We start from the raw sequence: 26,980 nt of genomic DNA on the forward strand, positions 1-26,980 counted from the left end.
CGATCGCAAGTCCCGCTAAGGCAGCAATGTCCTCGCCGGCCACCACCAGCAATTCAGACTCGCGCGTTTCGCGAAACCAGCGCCACATGTTTTTGTCGGGATGCGTCTTGCGGATTTCCTTAACCGCGCCCCACAAAGAAAGGGCTTCGAGCACCACCGAAACGCCGAGTACGAGGAGCGCCACATACGCATACTGCAAAGGCTCACGTGCAAACAGACGATGCACGCCCTCGTACACCGAAAACGCGCCGCCGACAAAGAACAGCAGCAACGCCACCAGTAGCGAATAAAAATTGATTTCGCGGCCACCGCCCATGGGATGCAACGGGCTCGCCGGCTTACGCGCCTCGCGCAGACCGAATAGCAACAGCAGTTGATTACCGCAGTCGGCGGTCGAGTGAATGGCTTCGGCGAACATCGAGCCGGAACCGGTAAAGGTGGCAGCAGCGAACTTGCAGATAGCGATGCCGAGGTTGGCGGCGAGCGCATAGAAAATGGCTTTCGGCGATTCTTCTTTCATCGTCGTGGAGAGGGTCCGTGAGTTTGCAGTGCGTTTTCGGTTGGCAATTGTTCGTATTATGGACATGCCAGACGGCATGCGTCCAACCCCGGCGCTGTTTTGCGCCGCGTTCCATGACGTCTGCAGCGCATCCGCCCTCTTTCACAGTCCGTTGTGCTAGGCCCTTTCGAGCGCGGCCATCTCCCGCACGATCACCAGCAGCATCGACAGGCTCGCGCCGCCCGTGGCCCGCAGATCGGCCAACAGGCGCGCATAACGCTCCAGTTGCGCGGCGCGTTTGTCACGCCACGTCTGAACCAGTGCATCCGGTGTCGACGCATCGTCCGCGCCGGTCAGCGCGCTCGTGGTCAACGCACGTTTCAGACGTGCAAGCTCGGCAAGCGCCGTGGCGCGCGCCAGCATGTCCCAGTGCGTGGGCGCCGGCAATGCGGCCGCGCGCTCGCTGATCCAACCATAGTTCAGCAGCGTACCGAGCGCGAAGTAGACGCCTGCCACGAGTTCGAGACTGCGCCCGCAGGTCGACGCCACCTCGGCGATGTCGAGCAAAGCCGCCGATATCTCACCGCTGGCGATTCGCACCGCCAGTTCGCTATCGACACCAGCGTCCACGAGCACACGTTGCCGCTCGGACAGCGCGTCGAGATCGGCGCTCGGCAGCAGTGCGGGCCATTGCGGCGCGAGGCGTTGCGCCGCGTCGCGACAGCGTGCCAGCAAGCCGGCGACGTCACCGTCGCTGACCGCTCCGGATTGCAACTGCCGCAGGAACCACAACGCCGAACGTTCGACGAGTCGCGCCACTTCGACGAACATGCGCGCCTGGACATCGTCGGCGACACGGTTATCGAGCGCGTCGATATTGCGCCACACGTCGTCGAGATCGAACACGTCGCGCGCCATGATGCAGGCCCGCACGATGTCGCCGGGCTGTGCATCGGTCTCTTCCATCAGGCGATGCACGAACTCGCAACCCACGCGATTCACCAGCGCATTGGTCAAATGCGTTGCGAGGATTTCGCGCCGCAACGGATGGCGTTGCATCGGTTCGCTAAAGCGCTGCCGTAACGGCTTCGGAAAGTATTCGATCAGCATGTCGCTAACGAGCGGGTCCTCCGGCATTGACGATTCGAGCAATGCGTCGTACAGCCACATCTTGCTATAGGCAAGCAGCACGGCGCGCTCGGGCGTAGTCAGCCCCTGTTTCGCGGCCTGGCGTTCAGCGACTTCTTCGTCGGTCGGCAGGAACTCGATCACGCGATTGAGCCGGCCCGCACGTTCGAGGTAACGCATTAGCCGCGCTTCGGCATCGAGCAATTCGACGCCGAATCGGCCCGCAATCGAAAGCGCCTGGGTCTGGTAATAGTTGTCCTGCAAGACGAGCAAGCCCACCTCATCGGTCATTTCCGCGAGCAGTGCATTGCGCTGTTTCTCGGTCATTTCGCCGTCGGAGACAACCAGACCCAGCAGAATCTTGATGTTGACCTCGTGGTCCGAACAGTCGACCCCGGCGGAGTTGTCGATCGCATCGGTATTGATGCGGCCGCCGCGCTGCGCGAATTCGATGCGACCGAGTTGCGTGAGCCCGAGATTGCCGCCTTCCGCGACGACCTTGCAGTGCAGATCGGCGCCGTTGACGCGAATCGCATCGTTGGCACGATCGCCAACCTGCAGATGCGTTTCACGGCTCGCCTTCACGTAGGTGCCGATGCCGCCGTTGTAGAGCAGATCGACGGGCGCCTGCAGAATCGCGCGCATCAATTCAGCGGGTGCGAGCGCCGGCGCGCTGATGCCGAGCACCGACTGTATCGCCGCAGACAATGGAATCGTCTTGGCTGTGCGCGGAAACACGCCGCCGCCGGCCGAGATCAGCGACGGATCGTAATCCGCCCAGCTCGACCGATCGAGCATGAAAAGCCGCCCGCGCTCGGCAAGGCTTACCGCAGGATCCGGATTCGGATCGAGAAAGATATGCCGATGATCGAACGCGGCAACCAGCCTGATATGCGGCGACAGCAGCATGCCGTTGCCAAACACGTCGCCCGACATATCGCCGACGCCGACCACCGTGAAGTCGGTCGCTTGTGTATCGACGCCCATTTCGCGGAAGTGCCGCTTGACCGACTCCCACGCGCCGCGCGCCGTGATCGCCATTTTCTTGTGGTCATAGCCGACCGAACCGCCCGATGCAAAGGCGTCGTCGAGCCAGAAACCATACCCTTGTGAGATTGCGTTCGCGTAGTCGGAGAAGGTGGCGGTGCCCTTGTCGGCGGCGACCACCAGATAGGGATCGTCGGGGTCATGCCGCACCACATCCGGCGGCGGCACGATCGCCGTGCCCGCGAGGTTGTCGGTCAGATCGAGCAGGCCGCGCAGGAACGTCTGATAACAGGCGATGCCTTCACGCATCCACGCGTCGCGTTCGGTCTGCGGCGGCGGATTCTTCACGACGAAGCCGCCTTTCGAGCCGACCGGCACGATCACCACGTTCTTCACCATCTGCGCCTTCATCAACCCGAGCACTTCCGTGCGGAAGTCCTCGCGCCGATCCGACCAGCGCAGGCCGCCGCGCGCAACACGGCCGCCGCGCAAATGCACGCCTTCCACACGCGGCGAGTACACCCAGATCTCGAACATCGGTTTCGGTTCAGGCAAACCGGGCACCTGCGCGGGATTGAATTTGAACGACAGATACGGCTTGGGATGCCCGCTGGCGTCGAAGCGATAGTAGTTCGTGCGCTGCGTGGCCTTGATGACACCGAGGAATTGCCGCAGTATCCGGTCCTCGTCGAGATTCGGCACCTGATCGAGCGCGCTGTCGATCGTCTTCAACAAGCCGTCGACGCGTGCCTCGCGCGCATCGCCCAGCACCGGATCAAAGCGCGCAATGAACAACTCCACGAGCATGCGGGCAATCGCCGGATTGCCGGTGACCGCGCGTTCGATATAGGCGTCGCTGAAAGTCGATCCCACTTGCCTCAGGTACTTGGCATAGGCACGCAGAATCGTCACCTCGCGTGCATTCAGTTGCGCGCGCAACACAAGGCGGTTGAAATCGTCGCTTTCGATTCCGCCGGTCCACACCTGTTCGAACGCGTCTTCGAAAAGATCCTTCACGCGTTCGATATCGAACTCCGCATCATCCGCGAGTTCGAGGCCGAAATCGTGAATCCACGCGGGCGTAGCGCCGAGCGCTTCGATCAGATAAGGCCGCTCTTCATCCACACGCACACCGAGATGTTCGAGCATCGGCAAGCTGCGCGACAACGCAATGGGCAATCCCGCACGATAAACCTTGAAGCGGAACGCGCGCGGCCCCGCTTCGATCGGGCGGTACAGGTTCATGGCAAGCCGCTCGCTGCCCTGCACGCGTTCGATCAGCTCGATATCGCGCACCGCGGTACGGGCCGGATAATCGTCGCGATAGCCGGGGGGAAACGAATCCGCATAGTGTTGCAGCAGACGGTTGCCCTGTTCCTCGCCGAATGCGTCGAGCAATGCGTCGGCGAGATCGTCCTGCCAGCGGCGCGTGACCTGGACGAGCCGCGCTTCGAGTTCGCGCGTATCGACATGGGGCATGCCACCTGGCTTGGCATGCACGACGAAGTGAATACGTGCGAGGGTCGACTCCGACAACAGCGGCGTGAATTCGACACTTTCCCCATTGAATGCAGCGGCCAGCAGGTTGGCAATGCGCTGCCGCATATCGGTGTTGTACTTGTCGCGCGGGACGAACACGAGACACGACACGAAGCGGTCGAAACGATCGCGCCGCACGAACAGACGCGTGCGCTGATGCTCCTGCAAACGCAGCACACCCAGCGCAATATCGTAGAGCTGGTCTTCGTCGGCCTGAAAGAGCTCGTCGCGTGGATAGGTTTCGAGCACCGTCACGAGTGATTTGGCCAGATGACCCTTTGGCAGAAAGCCCGCCCGCCGCACGATGTTCGCGCATTTGCGGCGCACGATCGGAATTTCCGAGGCCGAAACCAGGTACGCGGTAGACGTATACAGGCCGATAAAACGCCGCTCACCGGTCACCTTGCCGTCCGCACCGGTCAGCTTGATGCCGACGTAATCCAGATAACCCGGCCGATGCACCGTCGCACGCGAGTTGGCCTTGGTCAGGAAAATGGGCGACGAGCCGGAGATGATATCGGCGGCCGCCGGTGGCAACGGCGTGACGTCGGCCGCGCCTGCGGGACGCAGTGCGTCACGCAGAATGCCGAGGCCGGAGCCGGGTACCGCACGCAGGCCAAAGCCGGCGTCGTGCTGCACCAGTTCATAATCGCGCTGGCCGAGAAATGTGAAATGATCGGCCACCATCCATTCGAGAAAGGCTCGGGCCTCGACACCTTCCGGCCCCGCCTCGCCGGCCTTCATGCCTTTGACGGTAACACGCGCGAGTTCGACGATCTTCGGCCAGTCTTCCACAGCGGCACGCACGTCGCGCAGCACCTTGGCGATCTCGTCACGCAATGCGTCGAGCTTCGCTGCGTCGCCGCAACGATCGACTTCGAAGTGAATAAACGAGGCAAGCTGCGAGCGCGTATCGGCGGCATCTTCACCACCTTGGCCCACTCGCACGATGCTGCCGTCCGGCCCGCGCCAGATGCGAAACACCGGATGCACGACCGAATGCAGTGCGAGCCCGAGGCGGTTGACTGCCATCGACACCGAATCGACCAGAAACGGCATGTCGTCATTGACGATCTCGATCACCGTGTGATCGGAATGCCAGCCATGCTGTTCGAGTATCGGATTGTAGACACGCAGCCGTTCGCTACCGGGCACGAAGCGCTGCGCGGTTTGCCAGTGCGCGAGCGCCGCGCCATAAAGATCGGCAATCGCGCGACTTTGCAGGTCGTCGGCATCGACGAAATCGTAGTAGTGCTGCAGGAAGGGTTCGACGACTTTGAAGGTCGGCTCGGGCAAGCGCCCACGCGCAAATTCGAAGACATCGTTCAGCAGGTGCGTGACGGCTTCTTCATTCTTCGCTTGCATGATCAACTCCCCCGGCGGGCGGCAATAGCGAGTATCGCCTGATTCGCATGCATCGTCTGAACGGGGATTATGCGCCTGCCAGCCAGAAAAACGATGCGTGAACTCACTTAGGTTATACCCGCTGGCGGATGACGTGCCGCTGTCTGCGTTGTGACCTGCTTAAAGCCCGGCCTTCGGCTCGTCGGCCTCTTGCATCAGCCACGCGCGAACCTGTTCGCTGGTCCATGCCGGATCGTCGTGCGGCAGGTCATGACCCGCCCATTGATGCTCGCGATGGGTTGCGCCCCACGCCGCCGCGAGCTTCGCCGAACACGCCGGATTAACCAGCTTGTCGGCGCGAGAAGAAAGAATCAGCAACGGGCAAGCCGGTTTCGCTACAGCCGTACGAAAGCACGCGGCGGCCCGAAGCTGCCGTAACGCATTGCCCCGGCTCACTGGCGCGCTCCGGCGAATTTCGCTCCATGCATCGAGATCGGCGCCCAGCGTGTCGACGTTATTGCACGTCAGTCGATGAATGCCGCTTTCCGCACGCGGCGCGTCGCGCCAGTGTGATGCGACGCCAAGCAGGCCCGGCCATGCGGAGGGCCGCAAGCGCTCGTGTACGCGGCTGAACGGCCGCATACTGGTATTGATCAGCACGAGCCGCTCGATCTCGCCGGGATGCCGTTGCGCCCAGTCGGTTGCAACCATGCCACCAAGCGACATTGCCAGCACGCGATAAGGGCCTGTGGCTCCGGTTTGCAGCGCAGCAATCCGCACGAAGCCCACCATATCCTCTACCGCAGCCGGTGCGCGCAGATTCGCGAACTCGCCGTTACCGGGCAGATCGAGTAACAACACTCGATCCGTGCCGATCGCCTCGCGCAGCAAGCCTGGCAAACGCCCCCAATGGCGCGTTTCGCGCGTCAGCCCACGCAACAGAATCCACGTGCTCATGACACTTCCGGTTTGTACCAAAGGTCAATCGCGCTTTGCAGCAATTGTTCACGACGATTACCTTGCGGCAGCCAGCGTTGCGATGAGAACGCCGCGCGTGCGAGGAAATCGAGCAGATTCGCATGACGCCGCAACACACGTGCGGTGCGATGCGCCTTCACCGGATTGAACATGCCTTGACGCGAAAACAGTTGGCGCGGATTCTTCTTGATCCACAGCCACGAACCGAGTTCGAGCGTCATCGGCAGGAAGACGTTCGGCGCCGGCGTGCGGTCGTACGCGTAGTCCCATAGATCGCCGTGCAACAGATACTGATTGCTCTGCGGTTCGAACGCGTAGCCATGATGCGGATGCGCACGCTCGAACATGGTTTTCAGTGCGTACATTTCCGGCAGATGTGGCATCAGCTTGCGCGTGCGCGCGTAGGGAAACCAGATGCTATCCCGCCAGCCGTAGCCCGAGTGGCAGTCGAGCGCGATGCTCAAGGGCCGCGCGGCCATTTCGGTTTCGACCACTCGCAGGAGCGCCGCGGCCTCGGGCTCCATCGGCTCGCCTTGCCGGCCGCGATACCAGGGCAGCCATGCGCCCACCCGCTGGCCGCCGGCGAGCAGCGGCACGCGTTCGTCGGCATTCTGCGGCGCGTTGCGCATCAGATCGACACCGTTGGGATTGGCGCGCGTGGCGGCCCACATGCCGCCCGGATTGACGATCGGCATAAAGATCAGACGAATCGACTGCAATTGCCGCACCAGTAGTTCATCCCATTCCAGACGGGCCAGCAGCGCGCGCATGTAGTCGAGCACGAGTTGCGAGCCGATCCGTTCGAGCCCGTGAATGCCGCCAAAGAAACCGATTGCCGGCGCGAGCGGGTCGGTCGAACCGATACTCGCGGTGTGCACGGCGAACTGCCGCCCACGCACCGTCGTCTCGCAGACGGTGCGGATTTCGAAGCTCGCGCTGCCCTGATCGAGGATCGTCTTGAGATCTTCGTACTCCGCAAAACTGTCGGGAAGAAAGCTCAAAGGCTGCATGACGACATCGAAAGGAACTGCAAGGTTATTGGGGACGGCACGCCGGATGACGCAATATAGCCTGGCTGCGCGCGATCATGCGCGGCCAGCCCCATCCAACGCAAATCGTGTCATACGGGTGTCATTTTTTATTCGAACGCGTGACTTCTATCTGCCTTTCTGGCGACGCAAAAAAGACACATGAAGATATAGTCGTCTAGACGTTGCGATACCGTCACTCAACCGTCACAGACGCTTCCTAGAATGAGCCCCACACATGCCGGCAATGGCCGGATGCATCAAGGGGTACTTATGGAAGAAATTCGGGAAGCAATTCGTATCGAACGGTTGAGCAAGACGTTCAGCAACGGCCGCAAGGCGCTGGACGAAATCGATCTGCGTGTCGAACCGGGCGAAATGGTTGCATTGATCGGCGCCTCGGGTTCGGGCAAGTCGACGCTGCTGCGGCATATCGCGGGCTTCACGGCCTCGGATGCGCAGCCGTCGCAAATTGCCATTCTCGGCCGGCCGATCCAGCAGAACGGCCGCATCGTGCGGGAAGTGCGCAGCATTCGCCGCGATATCGGCTTCGTGTTCCAGCAATTCAATCTGGTGAACCGGCTTTCCGTGGAGAGCAACGTGCTGATCGGCGCGCTTGCGCGGCTGCCTTTATGGCGCCGTCTCACCGGTAGCTTTCCGGTTGCCGAGCGAGCCTTGTCGATGGCCGCGCTCAATGAAGTCGGCATCGGCGACCATGCGCGCGAACGCGCCGCCAACCTCTCCGGCGGCCAGCAGCAACGCGCGGCATTGGCGCGGGCGCTGGTGCAACGCGCGCGCATCGTGCTTGCCGACGAACCGATCGCCTCGCTCGACCCGGAATCGTCGCGCCGTGTCATGGAGATGCTGCGCACACTCAACGTCGAGCATCAACTGACGGTGCTGGTGTCGCTCCATCAGGTCGACATCGCGATGCAGTATTGCCCGCGCACCGTTGCGCTGCGTCGTGGCAAGGTGGTCTACGACGGCCCCTCCGCCGCGCTTAGCCCTGCCCTGCTCAAGAAACTCTACGGCGACGACGTCCGCGAACTGCTCGACGAAACCAGCGCTGATAGCGCGGCCGACCATACGGACAACAACGCTAACGGCGTCGACACCGGCGCACCGGCGCAAGACGTCACGCCCACCTCGACGCGTTATGCATTCGCACTCAATCCGGCGCACTCGAACTGAGCGCGCCCACTCATTCTGTTCACTCAACCGGACCTCAAAGCGATGAAATTCCTGCGTTCATTGATCACGCTGACCGTCGGCGCGGCCGCATTCGCCTGCGTCGCCACCGCACAAGCCGAGGACATCAACCTCGGCATCATCTCGACCGATTCGTCCTCCGTGCTGAAACAGCGCTGGGAACCGCTGATCGCGGACATGAACAAGCAAACCGGCCTGAACGTCAAAGCGTTCTTCGCTACCGACTACTCCGGCATCATCGAAGGAATGCGCTTTAACAAGGTACAGATCGGCTATTTCGGCAATGCGTCGGCGATAGAAGCGGTGGACCGCTCGCAAGGCGAAGTGTTCGCGAAGGTCCTGTACGCGAACGGCGATGCCGGTTACAAATCGGTGCTGATCACCAATGTGAGCAGCCGCTTCAAGACGCTCGACGATGTCTTTAAAAACACGAAGGACGTCACGCTCGGCTTCGGCGATCCGAACTCCACCTCGGGCACGCTGATCCCCGGCTATTACCTGTTCGCCAAGCACAACACGCCGGTCAACACGTCGTTCAAGGCGGTGCTGCCGTCGAGTCATGAAGCGAATCTGCTCGCCGTGGTGAACAACAAGATCGACATCGCGACCAACAACACCGAGATGCTCGACACGCTGAAACAGCAGCATCCGGACAAATTCGCGCAAGTACGCGTGCTGTGGACCTCGCCGTTGATTCCGTCGGACCCGCTCGTGTGGCGCAAGGATCTGCCGCAAGCCACCAAGGACAAGATCCGCACCTTCTTCCTGAATTACGGAAAGACCGATCCGCATGAAAAAGCGGTGATGGCGGCGATTACGGGCTACGCCGGCTTCGCGGCATCGTCGGATGCGCAGTTGCTGCCGATTCGCCAGGTCTCGTTGTTCCAGCAGAAGCAGAAAATCGAAAGCGACACGCGTCTGTCCGACGACGATCGCAAGACCCAGTTGGCCGCGCTCGATGCGAAGCTGAGCGTACTCAACACCGCCGTATCCAAGCAATGAACACGATTGATCTGATCACGTCGCCCACGCGTGCGAGCGAAGCGCTCGCCGCGCAGACGGCACGTGCCGCTCCCGCCGCGGGCAAGCGCAGCTGGCTGTCGCTCGTCGGCTGGATCGCCGTGCTTGCCATATTGGGTGGCGCATGGCACGGCGCCGATATGCGCCCGCTGGACCTGCTCTCCGACTCCGGCAACATGGGTCAGTTCGCCAAGGACTTCTTCCCGCCGGACTTCACCGAATGGCGCAGCTATTTGCAAGAGATGGTTGTGACGCTGTCGGTGGCGGTGTGGGGCACGGCTCTCTCGCTGGTGTGCGCGGTGCCGTGTGGACTGATGTCCGCACACAACATGGCGCCGATGTGGGTCGTTCAGCCGATGCGCCGGATGATGGACGCGTGCCGCGCAATCAATGAAATGGTCTTCGCGATGCTGTTCATCGTCGCCGTGGGACTCGGTCCGTTCGCCGGCGTACTGGCGTTGTGGGTGCACACCACCGGCGTGCTCGCCAAGCTCTTCGCCGAAGCGGTCGAAGCCATCGATCCGCGTCCGGCCGAAGGCGTGCGCGCCACCGGCGCGACCAGTCTCGACGAAATCATCTACGGCGTGCTGCCGCAAGTGCTCCCTTTGTGGATCTCGTACGCGTTGTATCGCTTCGAATCGAACGTGCGCTCGGCGATGGTGGTCGGCATGGTCGGCGCGGGCGGAATCGGCGTAGTGCTGTACGAGGCGATCCGCTCGTTCAATTACGCACAGACGGCCGCGGTAATGATCATGGTGATCGTGGTCGTGACGGTGATCGATCTGGCGTCCGCGTGGCTGCGCGAACGCGTGACGTAACCGATTCGGGATTCCCGAATGCCCAGGGGTTGGCGTGACGCGCTTCGCCAACCCTCATCCAGGTCGCTTCGATACGGTGTGCCAGTGTGTAAGCGCATCCGCATGCCAGCGCTGCGCCGAGGTTGAGCAGCAGACCCTCGCTGCCACAAATTACCGGCTTTCGCCACATAAAGCCCCTTCACTTTAGTCGTCCACCCCTTCATTCCGGCGTTCTGCTGGAATAATCACTTGCTTGCGGCCGGCCCCCGGCCTTCTTTCTTCTCTCCCTGGTCTTCGATGGACACCTTTGTCGTCTTGCTGGTGCTGATCTCCGCGCTGCTGCACGCCACATGGAACGCGTTTCTGCATCTTTCCGAGGACCGTGTATGGCTGCTCGGCATGATGGCGATTCCGTATATCGCCGTCAGCGCAGTCGGCGTGATCGTGCTGCCTTTGCCTGAACCGGCCGCATGGCCTTACATCTTTGCATCGGTGGTACTCGAATTCGGCTACCTGCTGGCGCTGATTCGTGCGTACAGGAGCGGCGACTTCGGCCAGATCTATCCGATTGCGCGTGGTCTTTCGCCGATGCTCGTGTTCGTCGGCGCGCTGGTATTCGCGCATGAAACGCTCAAGCCGCTGGCGGCGATCGGCGTGGCGCTGGTGTCGCTCGGCATCGTCTCGCTGGCGTTCCGCCGCGGCATGCGTTTTTCCGGCGAAAGCGTGCCGTTTGCGCTGCTGACCGGCTTCTTCATCGCGACGTATTCGGTTGTCGACGGAATCGGCGCGCGCGTGGCAGGCAATGGCCTGAGTTACATCATGTGGGTTTATCTGATCTGGAATATCCCGCAGTTTCTGCTCGCCTGGTATTGGCGCGGGGGCGCCAAGGGGCTGTTCATCGGCCGCACGGTGGTGCTCAAGGGCATGGCGTCCGGCGCGCTCGCGCTCACCGCGTATTGCCTGATTATCGAGGCCTACCGCTATCTGCCGATCGCGATGGTTTCCGCGCTGCGCGAGCTGAGTTCGATCTTCGCGGTGCTGATCGGCTGGCTGTTCATGCAGGAGAAGCTGACGGCACGGCGTATCGCGGCGTGCGCGCTGGTTACGCTGGGGGCCGTGTTGATCCGGATTTGAAGCGCAGTGGCGCTATGTTGATGCTCGATGCCATGTTGTCCGCGTCGTTGCCCCGCTCAGAGGCCGCTTTAGGGCCGCCGCCTGGACGTCGCAAAGCGCCCCCGACGCTCACGCGAACTGCACGAGCGTCGCGTCAATCGCGTCAGCCAATGTATTGAACGCCGGCGCGATCTCCTCGTCCGGCACGCACGCATAGCCGATCAGCAACCCCGACGGCGCCAGCGAAGGTTGCGCGTAATACCCCGACAACGGCCGCACGACGATATTGCGGTCCAGCGCCGCAGCCGCTACCGCGCGGTCGTCGCTTCCCTCCGGCAACTGCATCACGAGATGCAAACCGGCATCGCCGCCCACGGCCGGCAACGCATCGCCATAACGGTGCGCGGCGGCATCCAGCAGGGTCTGGCGACGTTGTCCGTAAAGTGTGCGCATCTTGCGGATATGCGACGTGAAATGCCCTTCCGCGATGAACTCCGCGAGCATCGCCTGCTGCAATAATTGCCCTTCCCGATACAACTCCGCGCTGGCGGTCGCAAAGCTCTCCGCCAACGCTTCGGGCACGACCAGGTAGCCGATGCGCAAGCCCGGAAACAGCGTCTTGCCGAAGCTGCCCACGTAAATCACCTGTCCGGACGTATCCAGACCTTGCAGCGATGCCAACGGCCGGCTGCCGTAGCGGAACTCACTGTCATAGTCGTCCTCGATGATCCAGCACTGGTTCTGCCGCGCATATTCGAGCAGCATGCGGCGCCGCGCGAGGCTCATCACCATGCCGAGCGGATATTGGTGCGACGGCGTGACGAGCATCAGCTTAGGCGGCTGCGCGAGATCGTCGGCGGAGGGATTGATGCCTTCTTCGTCGACGGCGATCGGCCGCGATTGCAGGCCGGACACGTGCAGCACGCTGCGCACGCCCCAATAGCAGGGGTCCTCGGTCCAGATCAGATCGCCCGGATCGGACAGCAGACGCACAGCCAGATCGACGGACTGGTGGATCCCGGTCGTGATGATGATCTGCTCCGGCGTACATCGCACCGAGCGCGAAGTACGCAGATAGTCGGCCAGCGCGTGCCGCAATGAGGCCAGCCCGCCACCCGGTGCATAGGTCAGTAAGTCCGGGCGCAGCCGGCGCCAATACTTGTTGTGCAGGCGGCTCCACACGCGCGCCGGAAACTTCGTGACATCCGGCACCCCGGGCATAAACGCGCCCCATTGCCGCTTCGACACGCCCGCACCCGCGATCAGCCGCGCGCCACGCGTCGACAACGCGCGATTGCCCTGCAACGACAGAGGTGGTGGCAACGACTCGAGCGACACAGCAGGCGCTTCTGCGTCGGGCACGCCGACGATCTCGTCCGGCGCGCTTTCGGCGACGAACGTGCCGCGGCCGGTCGCCGAGCTCACGTAGCCTTCGAGCACCAACTGCTCGTATACCTGCGTGACGGTATTGCGCCCAATGCCCAATTCCTGCGCCAGCAAACGCGACGACGGCACCTTGCTGCCCGCCGGCAACTCGCGCGACAGGATCGCCTGCTGCAACAGCCTGTGCAGTTGACGATAGATCGGCTGGCCGTTGCCACGGTCGAGGCGCTGCGCCAGCCAGTCGGACAAAACGCTCGCGCGCATGATTGGCTCCTACATTTTTATTGAAATGGCTCTGAAATTAAGAGCCAAATCTTATTATAGTCGCTACATGTGCTGCGCTGAGCGCGCGGCATCGGCAAAATCGAGAGCAACGGAGATAACCATGAAGAATGCTGAACTGAAGAGCCGCAAGGATGCCGCCACACCGCGCGGCGTCGGGGTGATGTGCGATTTCTACGCCGAGCGCGCTGAAAACGCCGAGTTGTGGGACGTCGAAGGCCGTCGTTTCATCGATTTCGCGGCGGGTATTGCCGTGTGCAACACGGGCCACCGTCACCCGAAGATTCTGGCGGCGATTCGCGATCAGCTCGATCATTTCACGCACACTGCGTATCAGATCGTGCCTTACGCTTCGTACGTCGAGCTGGCGGAGAAGATCAACGCGCGTGCGCCGGGCGACTATCCGAAGAAGACCGCCTTCTTCACGACCGGCGCCGAAGCCGTTGAAAACGCGATCAAGATTGCGCGTGCCGCGACCGGCCGTCCGGGCGTGATCGCGTTCACCGGCGGTTTCCACGGCCGCACGATGATGGGCATGGCGCTGACCGGCAAGGTTGCACCGTACAAGATCGGCTTTGGTCCGTTCCCGGCGGACGTGTTCCATGCCCCGTTCCCGAATCCGCTGCACGGCGTGACGACGGCCGATTCGCTGAAGGCGATCGAATTCCTGTTCAAGGCCGACATCGATCCGAAGCGCGTCGCGGCGATTATTTTCGAACCGGTTCAGGGCGAAGGCGGCTTCTATCCGGCACCGGCCGAGTTCGTGCGCGCTTTACGCAAGCTGTGCAACGAGCATGGCATTTTGCTGATTGCCGATGAAGTGCAAACCGGTTTTGCCCGTACCGGGAAGCTGTTTGCGATGCATCACTATGACGTGGTGCCTGATCTGATGACGATTGCCAAGAGCCTGGCGGGCGGCATGCCGTTGTCGGGTGTGGTCGGGCGCGCTGATGTGATGGACGCTGCAGCGCCTGGCGGCCTGGGTGGCACTTATGCGGGTAACCCGCTGGCGGTTGCTTCCGCACATGCTGTGCTCGATATCATCGATGAAGAGAAGCTCTGCGAGCGGGCTACTGTTCTGGGTGACCGTGTTAAGGCGAAGCTGATCGCGCTTCAGAGCGAAGTTCCGCAGATCGCCGATGTGCGCGGGCCAGGCGGGATGGTTGCTGTTGAGTTCTGCAAGCCGGGTGGGACGGAGCCGGATGCGGACTTTACCAAGCGGGTGCAGGCGCGGGCGCTTGAGCGCGGGTTGTTGTTGCTGGTTTGTGGTGTTTATTCGAACGTGGTTCGGTTCCTTTTCCCGCTTACGATTCAGGATTCTGTTTTTGATGAGGCTATGGGGATTCTGGAAGCCGTGCTTAAGGAGAATGTTGTTGTAGCTGTTTGATGGTTTTTTTGCCTGCGCGGCGGCTGTGGTTTGCCTGCGGCGTTGGCTTTTTCTTGAACTGGTTGCCTGCTCGGCGCTGTTTGTCTGTTTGCCTATGGCGCTGGCCTTTCCTTGATTTGATATTGGTTTATTAGCGTCGCCCCTGTGCGGGGCAGGCACCTACTTTTCTTTGCCTGCTGCAAAGAAAAGTAGGCAAAAGAAAGCAGCTCAAACCGCTAATTCTTAAGCGGGTCCCCCGCCTTGGAGGGGGCAGTGGTGCATCTGGAATCCGTGCTCTCGCGCATTCCGCGTTAGTGACAAGGGAGTCATCATCTCCCACTCCGCACTGCGTGCGTCGCGGACGGGTCTGCCAGGGAAACCCGGGCTTCGGTTTGGCGCGGGGGGAGCCATCGGCTTCGGTTTGTGGCGGTGGGGGCCATCGGCTTTGCCTCGGCGAGGCGTGCAATGTGGGTGTGATTCGGATGTGACGACGGCTTTATGAAATACGCTTCGGCGCGCGCAGCGCCGCCGGAAGTATGACGCCTTTGTCACTGACGCTGAATGTGCGGGAGCACAGATTCCAGATGCACCACTCCCCTTGCAGGCTAGGGGCGCTGCTTATGAGCTGGCGGTTTGAGCCGCTTTCTTTGCTTATCTTTCTTTGCGGCGGCAAAGAAAGTAAGTGCCGCCCCGCACAGGGGCAACGCTAATAATCCAATATCAAATCAAGGAAAGGCCAGCGCCGCAGGCACACAGACGAACAGGCGCAGCGCAGACAGACAGCTCAAAAAAAGGCCAATGCCACAGGCAAACAGACAAGCGCCGCGCAGGCAAAACCCTATATTTAAAGATCCTGGAGCAAACCCCAAATGCCGACGCTAGTCCTAAAAGACCCAACTCTTCTAAAAACAAAAAGCTACATCGCAGGCGAATGGCAATCCGCCGACGACAACGCTACATTCGAAGTAAAAAACCCCGCCACAGGCGAAACAATCGCCACCGTGCCCCGCATGGGCGCAACAGAAACCCGCCGCGCAATCGACACAGCAAACGCCGCATGGCCAGCATGGCGCGCAACCACCGCCAAACACCGCGCCACGATCCTGCGCAAATGGCATGACCTCATGCTGGAAAACGCCGACGATCTGGCCAAGATCCTGACCACCGAACAAGGCAAGCCCCTCGCCGAAGCCAAAGGCGAAATCCTGTACGCCGCCTCGTTCCTGGAATGGTTCGCAGAAGAAGGCAAACGCGTCAACGGCGACACCATCCCCACGCCGGCAGGCGACAAACGCATTGTCGTGACGAAAGAACCGATCGGTGTCTGCGCGGCCATCACGCCATGGAATTTCCCGGCTGCCATGATCACGCGTAAAGTCGGCCCGGCCCTCGCCGCCGGCTGCCCGATCATCGTCAAACCGGCCGAAGCCACGCCGCTGTCGGCACTCGCCCTCGCCGTGCTGGCCGAACGCGCCGGCGTGCCGCGCGGCGTGTTCAACGTCGTCACCGGCGAGCCGAAAGCCATCGGCGCGGAAATGACCGGCAATCCGATCGTGCGCAAATTGTCCTTCACGGGCTCGACGCCGGTCGGCCGTCTGCTCATGGCGCAATGCGCGCCGACGGTCAAAAAGGTGTCGCTCGAACTCGGCGGCAACGCACCGTTCATCGTCTTCGAAGATGCGGATCTGGACGCGGCCGTCGCGGGCGCCATCGCATCGAAATACCGCAATAGCGGCCAGACCTGTGTTTGCACGAATCGCTTCTACGTGCACGATAAAGTCTACGATGCATTCGCAGAAAAACTGCGTATTGCCGTCGAACAACTCAAGGTCGGCCGCGGCACCGAAGATGGCGTCACGCAAGGTCCGCTGATCAACGAAGCCGCTGTGCTCAAGGTCGAATCGCATATCGAAGACGCCCTCGCCAAAGGTGCGCGCATCATCACTGGTGGCAAGCGCCATGCGCTCGGTCACGGCTTCTTCGAGCCGACCGTGCTCGCGGATGTCACGCCGGCAATGAAGGTCGCACGCGACGAAACCTTCGGCCCGCTCGCGCCGCTGTTCCGTTTCTCGTCGGATGAAGAAGTGATCCGCCTCGCCAACGATACCGAATTCGGCCTCGCGTCGTACTTCTATAGCCGCGATATCGGCCGCGTCTGGCGTGTCGCCGAAGCGCTCGAATATGGCATGGTCGGCATTAACACCGGGCTGATCTCCAACGAAGTCGCACCGTTCGGTGGCGTCAAGCAATCCGGTCTCGGCCGCGAGGGTTCGCACTACGGTATCGACGATTACGTTGTCATCAAGTACATGTGTGTCGGCGGGATCTAAAGCAAAAAAAGCCACGTCGGAGTTTCTGATGTGGCTTTTTTCATATTAAGCATCGATGCTCAGGCTTGTACCGACCGGTGCTCTCCGTATGCGGCGCACAGCACGCCGTTATGTTGGGCATCGACACCCCGTTTTGCGCCTACTTGCGTTCTTCATATGCAGCGCATCGCTCAGAAAGGGTGGCGAGCGCTGACTACTCGCAAAGGCCTTCGCCTAACTCACCGTTACTGCACTTTCAGCACATCGCTCAGAACGAATGGCGAATGCCGGCCATCACACCGAGTTGCCCGATACCCGGCGCCGGCGTCGTGCCACCGCCGCCCTGGCTCACCGTATAAGCGGCGTGCGGACTATTGAACAGATACGCGCCTTGCAGGTAAACCGCGGAACGCTTCGACAACAAATACGTGGTGCGTAGCGCGGCGATTGTGCCACGGGTATCGTCGGCACGATTGATGATGCGGTACACGCCGCCGTCCAGGATGAACGCAGGCGTCACGTTATACGCTGCGGTGACGTAGTACAGATTCGAGCGCACGTCCGGCAACGCCGGGGACACCGTTTCGACATGACGGCCAAGCCAACCCGCCCCGAGTTTCACCGGCCCGATGTGTCCGTAGCCGTTCAACTGCATCCGCACGTCCTTGTCGCCAGGCTGCGTCAGTGCAAAAGGCGCTGTGCCGTCGTACAGATTCGCGGCCGCGCCCGGGCCGCCTCGTTGTTCGTCGTAGGCGCTCGCCACGCCGTAGCCGTTCATGTCATAGCGCAGCATCGCCGACCATTCGCGGCAGCTCTGCGAACTGCCCGGAATCGATCCCGAACAGGTGCCTTGCCCCGGTGAATTGCCGGTACCCGCGGAATCGCGGCCGAAGGAATAGGTCGCGCCGAACGTGAAGCCCGAGAACGTGCCCTTGTACGCAATCGTATTGTCACTCCGCGCGCTCGGCATGTACTGATCGAACGACCCCGTGCCACCGTAAATGTCCGGACCAAGCAGATCAGAATCGAGTATCGCCCAATACGTCATCGTGTACTGGCGGCCGAACGTCAACGTTCCGTACGGGCTCTCGAGACCGACGTAGGCTTGACGCCCAAACAGCCGGCCACCTTGATTGAGCGTGCCGCCCTTGGTGTTAAAGCCGCTTTCCAGCACGAATACCGCGGACAACCCGCCGCCCAATCCTTCCTTGCCGCGAATCCCCCAACGCGACGGAAATTCGCCAGTGATGCCCGGCACGCGCACAAGGCTATCGCCCGCTGCGTTCGCATGCGTCACCAGTTCGATACCGGTATCGATGATCCCGTACAACGTCACGCTGCTCTGTGCGAACGACGAGGCGCTGATTCCGAGCAATACACTGCCCAAAGCGAGTTTGTATTTCATTGTCTCCGTGTCTCCTTGACTGGTGCTTTGTGTGAGCGCGCACCGATTCGGATGCGCCCCCACGCAGCATTTTTATGTAGCGATACTAATTACAGACGTGACGATACCGACCGCTTTTCAAGCCGCCCGATACGCCAAAGATTGACTGCTTCAGATAGCGGCGATCTGCGTGTCACGCTCGACCGCCGCGATTCAGGACATTGCGTCCCTCAAACGCCCGGCTTCGGAATATGGCGCTTGACCACCATCAGGGCGAGCATCACGATGACCATCGCGATCCCGAGCATCCACAGGTACGACGATGCGCCGCCTGCCGTAATCACCACCGCGCCCGCAAACGCACTGGCAATCGCGCCGAGCCGGCCGAACGCCAGCGCCGATGCGGTGCCGGTTGCGCGCACACGGGTCGGATAGACGTAAGCGCACAGCGCAAACATTGTCGACTGGACCGCGTTGACGAACAGGCCATGTACGCCGAGACCGAAGATCAGCAAGCCAGTGTGGTCGGAGATGTTCACGCCGAGCAGCAGCAACGCGCTCGCCGCGCCACCCGCGCTGCAGATAATCAACGGCCAGCGCGAACCGGTGCGAGCGATCACCACCGCGCACATCAACGCGCCTACCACGCCACCCAGGTTGTATGCGGTGAGTCCCGACCCCGCCACCGACACCGACAAGCCCTGCGTGCTCAGCATTGTCGGCAACCAGCTGAAAGCGCTGTACACGGCCAGCAGGCACATGCAGAACGCGCACCAGATCGCCACAGTATCGAGTGCCAGGCCCTCGCGGAACAGCGCGGTAAAACCGGTGTGCTTTTCAGCGGCCTGTTCACGAACGTCGGTAAAGACACAGCCACTTGCCACAGGACGCGCCATACGGCCAAGCAGGCGTTTGAGCTCCGGCCAGCGCTGCGGCTGCCGGGCGAGAAAGCGCGGCGACTCGGGCAACGTGAAGAACAGCAACACGCTGAGCGCCAGGGGCAGCACGCCGCCGATCAGGAACAATCCGCGCCATCCATACGTCGGCAGAATTTCATGCGCGAACAGACCCGCCACCATGCCGCCGAGCGGCACGCAGACGATCGTCGCGGTGACTGCCAATGTGCGGCGGCGAGCCGGTGTGAACTCGGCGGTCATGGTCGTCGAACTCGGCAACGCGCCGCCGATGCCGAGGCCGGCGATAAAGCGCAGCACGGCAATCGTCACAACGTCGGGTGCGAAGCTGATGCCGCAGGTGGCGGCGCCGAACACCAGAACGCTGCCGATCACCGCCCAACGGCGGCCAAAGCGATCCGCCAGCAACCCGGCACATGCGCTCCCTATGCCCATGCCGATCAAACCGGCCGCCACCACCGGCGCAAAAGCCGCGCGTGTGACGCCCCACTCCTTGATCAGCACTGGAATCGCAAAACCGATCAACTGACTATCGAAGCCATCCAGAACGATCGACAGCGCCGCGAGAAACACCACGATCTTCTGCATGGTGGTGTAAGGGCCCTCGTCGAGCGTGCGGCCGATGTCGACCGCGTGACGTCCCTCTTCGAATCCTGCCTGATGGCCGGCGAGCGGCGCGTCGGCCGCACCGGTTGCCGCGCTGGCCGGGCCGGCCGGTGGTACATAACTGGTCATGTAGCTGTCTCCTTGTTTGTGTGCGCGATCTGAGTGCCGCGCTTTTGTCGTCACGCTTTTGGGTCACGTTTTTTTGTCAGTATGTGAGCGAGCGGCCGGCTTTCGACATTGCCGTTTCGCGCAAAAGCCATGACATGTATGCATGGCTTTTGCGACGCTCGCATCGCTGCGATGAACTAACACGCAGCAATACGCAGCGGCCGTTGCGACGCTCAGTCCTTCAGAACGGGTAATGACGTGGCGTGGTCTGCACGGTAATCCAGCGCAAATCCGTAAACTCGGCGATTCCCGCCTGCCCGCCGAAACGTCCAAAACCGCTGCCCTTCACGCCACCAAACGGCATGTGCGCTTCGTCGTGAACGGTCGGCCCGTTGACATGGCAGATACCCGATTCGATGCGCCTTGCGACATTCATCGCGCGAGCCACATCACGGCTAAACACGGCCGACGAAAGCCCATACTCGTTGTCGTTCGCACAGGCGAGCGCTTCGTCTTCGCCGTTGACCCGCACGATACCCTTCACGGGCCCGAACGATTCATCGCCATAAATGCGCATGGCGGGCGTGACGTGGTCGAGCAGCGTGGCGGGCATCAGAGTACTGTGCGCCTTGCCGCCGCAAACGAGCGTGGCGCCTTTGGCCAGCGCGTCGTCAATCAGCGCATTGCAGCGTTCCACCGTACTCATATCGACGACCGATCCCAACACCACGGGCCCCTTGCGCGGGTCACCGAGCGGCAGCCCGCGCGCTTTCTGCGCGAGCTTTGCAACGAACGGGGCGGCGATCCGCTCATCGACGATGATTCGCTCCGTCGACATGCAGATCTGCCCCGAGTTGGCGAACGCGCCGAATGCGGCGGCATTAACCGCTGCATCAAGATCCGCATCGTCAAGCACGATCAACGGCGCTTTTCCCCCAAGCTCCAGCACCGACGGCTTCAGATAGCGCGCACACGTGGACGCGATGATCTTGCCGACATGCGTGGAGCCGGTGAAATTGACACGCCGCACTTTCGGATGCGCGATCAGCGCCTCGACCACCGCGCCTGCATCGGCCGGTGCGTTGGTGATGAAGTTCACCACGCCCTTCGGCAAGCCCGCTTCCTGCAAGACTTCGGCAATCAGACCGTGCGTGCCGGGGCAGATTTCCGAACCCTTCAACACGACCGTATTGCCGCATGCGAGCGGCAACGCAATGGCACGCACCGCGAGGATCACCGGCGCATTCCACGGCGCGATGCCGAGCACGACGCCTGCCGGTTGACGTACACCCATCGCAAGACTACCGGGCACGTCTGACGGAATCAGCTCGCCGCCAATCCGCGTAGTGAGCGCCGCCGCCTCCATCAAACCGCCGGCAGCGAGATGCACGTTGAACCCCGCCCACATCGCCGACGCGCCCGTCTCCGCTGCCATCACCGCGGCGAACGCAGCGCTGCGCGCTTCCAACGCATGCGCCGCCTTCATCAGCAGTGCGCGGCGCTCGCTCGGCCCCATCGCGGACCATGCCGGAAACGCCGCCGCAGCGGCATCGGCGGCGGCTACCGCGTCGGAGACAGTTGCCGCGGGAGCGCGCGTCGCGACTTCGCCATCGAGCGGATTGCGCCGCTCGAAGGTGGCGCCGTTGCTCGCCTGCACTGCTGCGCCGTTGATCAGCATTGAAATGCTCTGCATCGTGTTTGTCTCCTGCGGAAAGTTTTATGAATGCTGCGAGGACTGAGCTCAAGCCACGATGACTTCGACGAGCTTCGGTCCGGACGACGCCAACGCGTCGCGCAAAACGTCACGCAGGCGTTCCGCATCGGTCACACGCGTGCCATGGCAACCCATGCCCGCAGCAAGTGCCACGAAGTCGAGTCCCGGCAGATCGGTGCCTTGCACAGGATCGGCCGGACCAAAACCGAATTCCGGCGCGAAGTCCTGCAGCGCGGCATAGCGTGAGTTGTTCAGGATCACGAACGTGATCGGTAGTTTCATCTGCACGGCACTGTAAATGGCCTGGATCGAATACATGCTGGAGCCGTCGCCGATCAGGCCGATCACACGTGTGCCGCGCTTCGCCAATGCCACGCCGACAGCAGCCGGCATGCCGTAGCCGAGGCCACCGCTGTCCATCGTGTAGAACGTGCCGCTGCGCGTGAACGGCAGATAGTTTTGCATCGCCGGCCGTGAACTCGGCGCTTCCTCAACCACGATATCGTCCGCATCGCGCACGTCGGCGAGGGTCTGCAATGCGAACTCCACGGATATCAATGGCGACGGTTCCGCGCGCGGACGCGCAACGCGTGGCGCGGGCAACGGGCGCGTCTTGGGCACAGGCCGAGTCAACAGGTCAGCTACGCCGAGGCGAATATTGCCGACCACCGCGGTGCCGGTCGGCACCCACGCCGCGATAGCCGGATCGTCGATCAACTGGCATAGCATTGCACCGGCAGGCAGATGCGGGCCGTGACCTTCCACGTGATACGTGAAAGCCGGTGCGCCGATCACGAAGATCAGGTCGTGGCCGCCGAGCAACTCGACGATCTTCTCGCGCATGGCCGGCAAGAAGCCTGCGAACAGGCGATGGTCTTCGGGGAAGGCGCAGCGGCCCGTCATCGGCGCGACGAATACGCGGGCATTGTGGCGTTCGGCGAGACTCACGACTTCGTCCCAGCCGCCGGCCCGGTCGACCGCGCCGCCCACCACGAAAACCGGCCGTTCGCAGGCATCGAGCGCCGCACCGATCTGCGCCAGCACGAAGGGCTCCGGCCGCGTCTCCGTACTGACTACGCGCGCCGGCACCGGCTCGGCAGCGCGGTCCCAATCGTCGACGGGAATCGACACCAGCACCGGTCCGCGTGGCTCCTGCATCGCGACGTGATAAGCGCGCGCGATCGCCAGCGGCACGTCTTCGGCGCGCGCCGGTTCGATGCTCCATTTGACGTACGGCTTCGGCAATTCGGTGGCTTGTGTCGACCCGAGGAACGGGTCGAACGGCAAAATCGAGCGGGCCTGCTGGCCGGCGGTGATCACGATCGGCGTGCGATTTCGGAACGCGGTGAAGATATTGCCCATCGCATTGCCCACACCCGCCGCCGAGTGCAGATTGACGAACGAAGCGTTGCGGGCAGCCTGCGCATAACCGTCGGCCATGCCTACTACGGCCGCTTCCTGCAAGCCCAGCACATAACGGAAATCTTGCGGGAAATCGCGGAACAGCGGCAATTCCGTCGACCCCGGATTGGCGAACACCGAAGTCATACCGACGCGCCGCATGAAATCGATCACGGCGTGGCGCACAGTGAACGGTGCGTGCTGAGAGAGCCTCGATGCTTCTGAACGGGGCGTGTTGCTGGTCATGCCGGTCTCCAATAGTTGCGGTCGATGAGCGCCGTTTCTTGATGGCTCATTATCGGAAGCTCGCGGTTGATTGAAAATTGCCTTTTTTGAGAAAAGGCATTACTTTTGCGCATGACTTTCAATCTTCAGCAATTGCATGCGTTCGCAACCATTGTCGCGAGCGGCAGCCTGGGCCGTGCCGCGGAGGTGCTGCACGTCACGCAGCCCGCGCTGAGCCGCACCATCAAGCGGCTCGAGGATCAGGTCGGCGCGCCGCTATTCGAACGGCACTCGAAGGGTATGCAGCTTACTGCGATCGGCAGCGCGCTGCTGCCACACGCTACCCTGCTGCAACGTGAAGCGGATCACGCGCGCGAGGAAATCGACGCGATGCGCGGCCTCGCGAAAGGAACGATTCGCGTCGGCGCCGTAGCGAGCATCGCGACGCTCGTGCTGCCGCTCGCGGTGAGCGGCGTACTCGCGCGCTGGCCGAATCTGCGTGTGGAGATCATGGAAGGGGTGTGGGACCGGCTCGCGGACAGTCTGATGAAACACGAGATCGATCTCGCGCTCAGCATGGCCGTGCCCGACACGGACGAGATTGCCGCGATTGCCGATTGCAGGTGGGAAGACACGAGCTTTGTGGTCGCCGCGCTCGATCATCCGCTGCGAAACAAGGTGGATTTATCGCTTGCCGACACGCTCGATCAGCAGTGGTGTGTGCCGCCACGTGGGACGGGTCCGTTCGAACATATGCAGCACGTGTTCGCCGAGCATGGGCTCGGCATGCCGCCGATTGCCGTCGAGACGCGCTCGATCACGGTACTGAAAAGCCTGGTGACACGTGCGGGATTTCTGAGCTGGATGGCTACGCCGATGTACGACACCGAAAGCGCGGCCGGCGTGTTCGATACGCTGCCGATTCCGGGTTTGGTCGCACGCCGCACGTTGACGGCATTTCGGCGCCGTCAGGGGATTTTGCCGAGTCCGGCGGTAAAGTTGCTGGAGCAACTCAGGCAGTTGACGGCCGCTCAGGGCTAAGCGCCTGTACGAGACCAGGCGAGACTACAAGCGCCGATTGCCTCGCTTAACGCGCAATCGCGCAGCGGCCTTCCACTTTGCGGTGAAAGCAGGCCTGCTGCGCGTTATTACCAATCAAGCCGGCGCGAGACGACCGCTCGCGCCGCAGCCATTAATGACCGAAGTTGACGACCGGAGCCGAGTAGGAGCTCGGCGTTGCTTCGGTGCGGCTACCTGCTTGCGACGAACCATTCGTAGCCGATCCGTAACCGCTTGTTTGAGCGGTGCCGTTTTGTGCAGCGACGCGCGCTTCAGCAGCCTGAATGTTCGCCGGGTAATCGTCGGCATTCGACAACGCCGGGTTGTAACCGGCCTTTTCCAGTTGGATCAGCTCGGCGCGCACCTGTGCGCGGGTGACCGGCTGGTTGGATTGGGCAAAAGCGGCGAGCGGCGCAGTAATGAGAGCGGCGATAACAACAGCTTCGATCAGGGATTTCATGACGACTACCTCCAGAGATTGTTTTTTGCCGTGCTGCAAACCTGTTTGTTTGCACCCAGTAGAAGCAGTCTAGGAGTCAGCAGACCTAGGGTAAACCCCTAATAAGCGAATTCACTGTTGCTAGATGCGACACAATCGCCACGAAAGACAATTGAAAGCTCGACGGTAAACCCGTTCTCAATGTTCGAGGCCTCGTGCGTAACGTATCGACGGCACCGGACGAGCGAGGCACCGCTTTCGGCAAGTAGTAATCGCTGCCGTGCAACGAAGTCAGCTTGCCGACAGTGCAGGAAGAGATGCCTGCGTTGCCTCGCCTGACGACAACACCGCCCCGCCATTTCTGCCGCCCATCACCTGCCGGTCGCCCCTCGGACTCACGCCGAACCGCGCGCGATACGTCCGCGAAAAATGCGAAGGCGACTCGAATCCACATGCGACGCAGATCGATGTGATCGACATGTCCGTCTGTTGCAACAATTCGCGCGCACGGGTGAGGCGCAGTTGCAGATAGAAATGCGTCGGCGTGTCTTTCAGCGACGCGCAGAACAGCCGCTCCAGTTGCCGCCGCGTCACGCTGATCTCCTCAGCGAGCTGGTCGGGCGTCAACGGCTCTTCCATATGCTGTTCCATTGCGCCGATCACCTGAATCAGCTTGCGGTTGTGCACGCCGTAGCGCGCCGCAATTTCCATGCGCTGATGATCCGAACGCTGACGGATCCGGCTTACGACGAACTGTTCCGATACCGCCGATGCCAACGCTGCGCCGTGCTTGCGGCCAATCAGGTCGAGCATCATGTCGATCGACGCCGTGCCGCCCGCACATGTGATGCGCCGCGCGCCGATTTCGAACAGCTCCTGGCTTGCGTTCAGCGAGCCATAGCGCTCGCGGAACGCCGACAACGCTTCCCAATGGACGGTCACGCTGTCCGAGCCGCTGAGGAGCCCTGCTTCCGCGAGAACGAAGCTGCCCGTGTCGATACCGCCGAGCGTCGCGCCGGCGCGCTCGAGCCGCTTCAGGCAATCGCCGAGCACGCGCGTATAGCAGGCGAGCGGCTCGAAGCCCGCGACGACGAATACCGTCTGCGTCTCGTGAACATCGACGATTGCCGCCTCTGCGTTGATCGAAATACCGTTGCTGGCCGCGACCGGCGCGCCGTCGAGACTCAGAATGCGCCAGCGGTAGAGATCGCCGCGAAAGCGGTTCGCCACGCGCAAAGGCTCGACCGCCGACATAAAACCGATCGCCGAAAAGCCAGGCAGCAGCAGGAACGACATATCTTCGGGCATCGTGTGCAGACTCGATCAGGGACAAAAACCGCAAGCGGACGCGGGATTCCGGGCGAGCGTAGCAAGCAGCAAGCGAGCCGGCAAGGCGCACCAAAAATCACTGCATCAACCGATGCTGCACCGCAATGACAAACGATGCTGGTTTTCCCTCGCTGTCGCGTGGGAGCAAGAAGGGGTCGCTGGCGGTCGCTTTGGCAGGAATATGGGGCATTAACGTTACGTCATTCGTGCAGATCAAGCCCGACTCAAGTATTGCTCGAACATTACTCAAGCCGTATCGCGCAGGTCCGGGGGCCGCCGTGTTTTTCTCGCCGCGGCCCGGTTCGAAACACGCTGTCTAACGTGTCCGAAGGGGGAACGTCATGAAGTTACGCGTCAAAACCTTGCTTGCCCATCTTGCCTGTCTGGCCGCCGTCGTCGCTGCGTCGCCGGTATTTGCGCAGGATCCCTCCACCTGCCGCGCGGTGCATTTTGCCGACATCGGCTGGACAGACATCACGTCGACCACGGCGCTCGCATCGACCGTATTCGAGGGACTCGGCTATCAGCCGGTTACGACCGTTGCCTCGGTGCCGATTTCGTTCGCGGGCCTGAGGAGCAAACAGCTCGACGTGTCGCTCGGCTACTGGTGGCCCGTGCAGGAGAAAGCGATTGCGCCGTTCGTCGATTCGAAATCGATCCAGGTGCTCCAACCGCCTAACCTGACCGGCGCTAAAGCGACATTCGCCGTGCCGAGTTACGAATACGACGCAGGCCTCAAGACTTTCGCCGACATCGCGAAGCACCGCGATCAACTCGACGGCAAGATCTATGGCATCGAACCCGGCAGCAGCGCGAACG

Annotated in this window: 19 protein-coding genes; 8 read left to right on the forward strand and 11 right to left on the reverse strand. The window is 61.9% G+C overall.

The window, feature by feature from the left end:
• From VFE81_RS13840 to VFE81_RS13855, 4 genes are all read right to left on the reverse strand, one after another.
• On the reverse strand, positions 1-520 hold a 520-nt coding region (locus tag VFE81_RS13840; protein WP_325045137.1), incomplete at its 3' end, for a cation diffusion facilitator family transporter.
• A gap of 156 nt (positions 521-676) precedes the next feature.
• Entirely contained in the window at positions 677-5,518 is a 4,842-nt protein-coding gene (locus VFE81_RS13845) for an NAD-glutamate dehydrogenase (RefSeq protein WP_325045138.1), read from the reverse strand.
• A 159-nt stretch (positions 5,519-5,677) separates the two neighbouring features.
• The gene (locus VFE81_RS13850; protein WP_325045139.1) at positions 5,678-6,454 is read right to left on the reverse strand and encodes an alpha/beta hydrolase; all 777 of its coding nucleotides are present in this window, start codon (positions 6,452-6,454) and stop codon (positions 5,678-5,680) included.
• Positions 6,451-7,485, reverse strand: coding sequence for a M14 family zinc carboxypeptidase (locus VFE81_RS13855; protein WP_325045140.1), 1,035 nt, complete (start codon positions 7,483-7,485; stop codon positions 6,451-6,453). Before VFE81_RS13855 ends, VFE81_RS13850 begins: the two co-directional genes overlap by 4 nt.
• Before the next feature lie 291 nt (positions 7,486-7,776).
• Here VFE81_RS13855 and phnC point away from each other — a divergent pair, with 291 nt between their 5' ends.
• From phnC to VFE81_RS13875, 4 genes are all read left to right on the forward strand, one after another.
• Positions 7,777-8,694, forward strand: coding sequence for a phosphonate ABC transporter ATP-binding protein (gene phnC / locus VFE81_RS13860; protein WP_325045141.1), 918 nt, complete (start codon positions 7,777-7,779; stop codon positions 8,692-8,694).
• A gap of 42 nt (positions 8,695-8,736) precedes the next feature.
• Positions 8,737-9,714: a phosphonate ABC transporter substrate-binding protein gene (gene phnD / locus VFE81_RS13865; RefSeq protein ID WP_325045142.1), complete on the forward strand. Its 978-nt coding sequence runs from the start codon at positions 8,737-8,739 to the stop codon at positions 9,712-9,714.
• Positions 9,711-10,550 (forward strand): phosphonate ABC transporter, permease protein PhnE, encoded by an 840-nt coding sequence (phnE, locus tag VFE81_RS13870; RefSeq protein ID WP_325045143.1) that lies wholly within the window; start codon positions 9,711-9,713, stop codon positions 10,548-10,550. Before phnD ends, phnE begins: the two co-directional genes overlap by 4 nt.
• 276 nt (positions 10,551-10,826) lie before the next feature.
• Positions 10,827-11,663: a DMT family transporter gene (locus tag VFE81_RS13875; protein WP_325045144.1), complete on the forward strand. Its 837-nt coding sequence runs from the start codon at positions 10,827-10,829 to the stop codon at positions 11,661-11,663.
• A 108-nt stretch (positions 11,664-11,771) separates the two neighbouring features.
• Here VFE81_RS13875 and VFE81_RS13880 read toward each other — a convergent pair whose 3' ends face one another.
• Entirely contained in the window at positions 11,772-13,289 is a 1,518-nt protein-coding gene (locus VFE81_RS13880; protein ID WP_325045145.1) for a PLP-dependent aminotransferase family protein, read from the reverse strand.
• 121 nt (positions 13,290-13,410) lie between these two features.
• Between VFE81_RS13880 and VFE81_RS13885 the strand changes: the two genes are divergently transcribed.
• Both VFE81_RS13885 and VFE81_RS13890 read left to right on the forward strand, forming a co-directional pair.
• Positions 13,411-14,694 carry a 4-aminobutyrate--2-oxoglutarate transaminase gene (locus VFE81_RS13885; protein WP_325045146.1) on the forward strand — a complete coding sequence of 428 codons (1,284 nt, stop codon included), beginning with the start codon at positions 13,411-13,413 and terminating at the stop codon, positions 14,692-14,694.
• A gap of 848 nt (positions 14,695-15,542) precedes the next feature.
• A complete protein-coding gene (locus VFE81_RS13890) occupies positions 15,543-17,003 on the forward strand; it encodes an NAD-dependent succinate-semialdehyde dehydrogenase (RefSeq protein ID WP_325045147.1) in 1,461 nt (486 codons plus the stop codon).
• A gap of 247 nt (positions 17,004-17,250) precedes the next feature.
• Here VFE81_RS13890 and VFE81_RS13895 read toward each other — a convergent pair whose 3' ends face one another.
• The 4 genes from VFE81_RS13895 to mdlC form a co-directional block, all read right to left on the reverse strand.
• Entirely contained in the window at positions 17,251-18,387 is a 1,137-nt protein-coding gene (locus tag VFE81_RS13895) for a porin (RefSeq protein WP_325045148.1), read from the reverse strand.
• Between the two features lie 209 nt (positions 18,388-18,596).
• Positions 18,597-20,015: an MFS transporter gene (locus VFE81_RS13900; RefSeq protein ID WP_414695592.1), complete on the reverse strand. Its 1,419-nt coding sequence runs from the start codon at positions 20,013-20,015 to the stop codon at positions 18,597-18,599.
• Between the two features lie 220 nt (positions 20,016-20,235).
• Positions 20,236-21,687 carry an aldehyde dehydrogenase gene (locus tag VFE81_RS13905; RefSeq protein WP_325045149.1) on the reverse strand — a complete coding sequence of 484 codons (1,452 nt, stop codon included), beginning with the start codon at positions 21,685-21,687 and terminating at the stop codon, positions 20,236-20,238.
• Positions 21,688-21,735: 48 nt separating this feature from the next.
• On the reverse strand, positions 21,736-23,355 hold the full coding sequence (gene mdlC, locus VFE81_RS13910) for a benzoylformate decarboxylase (protein ID WP_325045150.1): 1,620 nt from the start codon (positions 23,353-23,355) through the stop codon (positions 21,736-21,738).
• 111 nt (positions 23,356-23,466) lie between these two features.
• Between mdlC and VFE81_RS13915 the strand changes: the two genes are divergently transcribed.
• Positions 23,467-24,375: a LysR family transcriptional regulator gene (locus tag VFE81_RS13915; RefSeq protein WP_325045151.1), complete on the forward strand. Its 909-nt coding sequence runs from the start codon at positions 23,467-23,469 to the stop codon at positions 24,373-24,375.
• Positions 24,376-24,526: 151 nt separating this feature from the next.
• Here the strand turns inward: VFE81_RS13915 and VFE81_RS13920 are convergent, their stop codons facing one another.
• The gene (locus VFE81_RS13920; RefSeq protein WP_325045155.1) at positions 24,527-24,853 is read right to left on the reverse strand and encodes a DUF4148 domain-containing protein; all 327 of its coding nucleotides are present in this window, start codon (positions 24,851-24,853) and stop codon (positions 24,527-24,529) included.
• Between the two features lie 270 nt (positions 24,854-25,123).
• Positions 25,124-26,140 carry a GlxA family transcriptional regulator gene (locus tag VFE81_RS13925; RefSeq protein WP_325045152.1) on the reverse strand — a complete coding sequence of 339 codons (1,017 nt, stop codon included), beginning with the start codon at positions 26,138-26,140 and terminating at the stop codon, positions 25,124-25,126.
• A 362-nt stretch (positions 26,141-26,502) separates the two neighbouring features.
• On the opposite strand from VFE81_RS13925, the gene VFE81_RS13930 reads away from it, so the two are divergent.
• Positions 26,503-26,980: glycine betaine ABC transporter substrate-binding protein (locus tag VFE81_RS13930; RefSeq protein WP_325045153.1), on the forward strand; the 478-nt coding region annotated here is incomplete at its 3' end.

Source organism: Paraburkholderia sp. (assembly GCF_035656215.1).
Classification (GTDB): domain Bacteria; phylum Pseudomonadota; class Gammaproteobacteria; order Burkholderiales; family Burkholderiaceae; genus Paraburkholderia.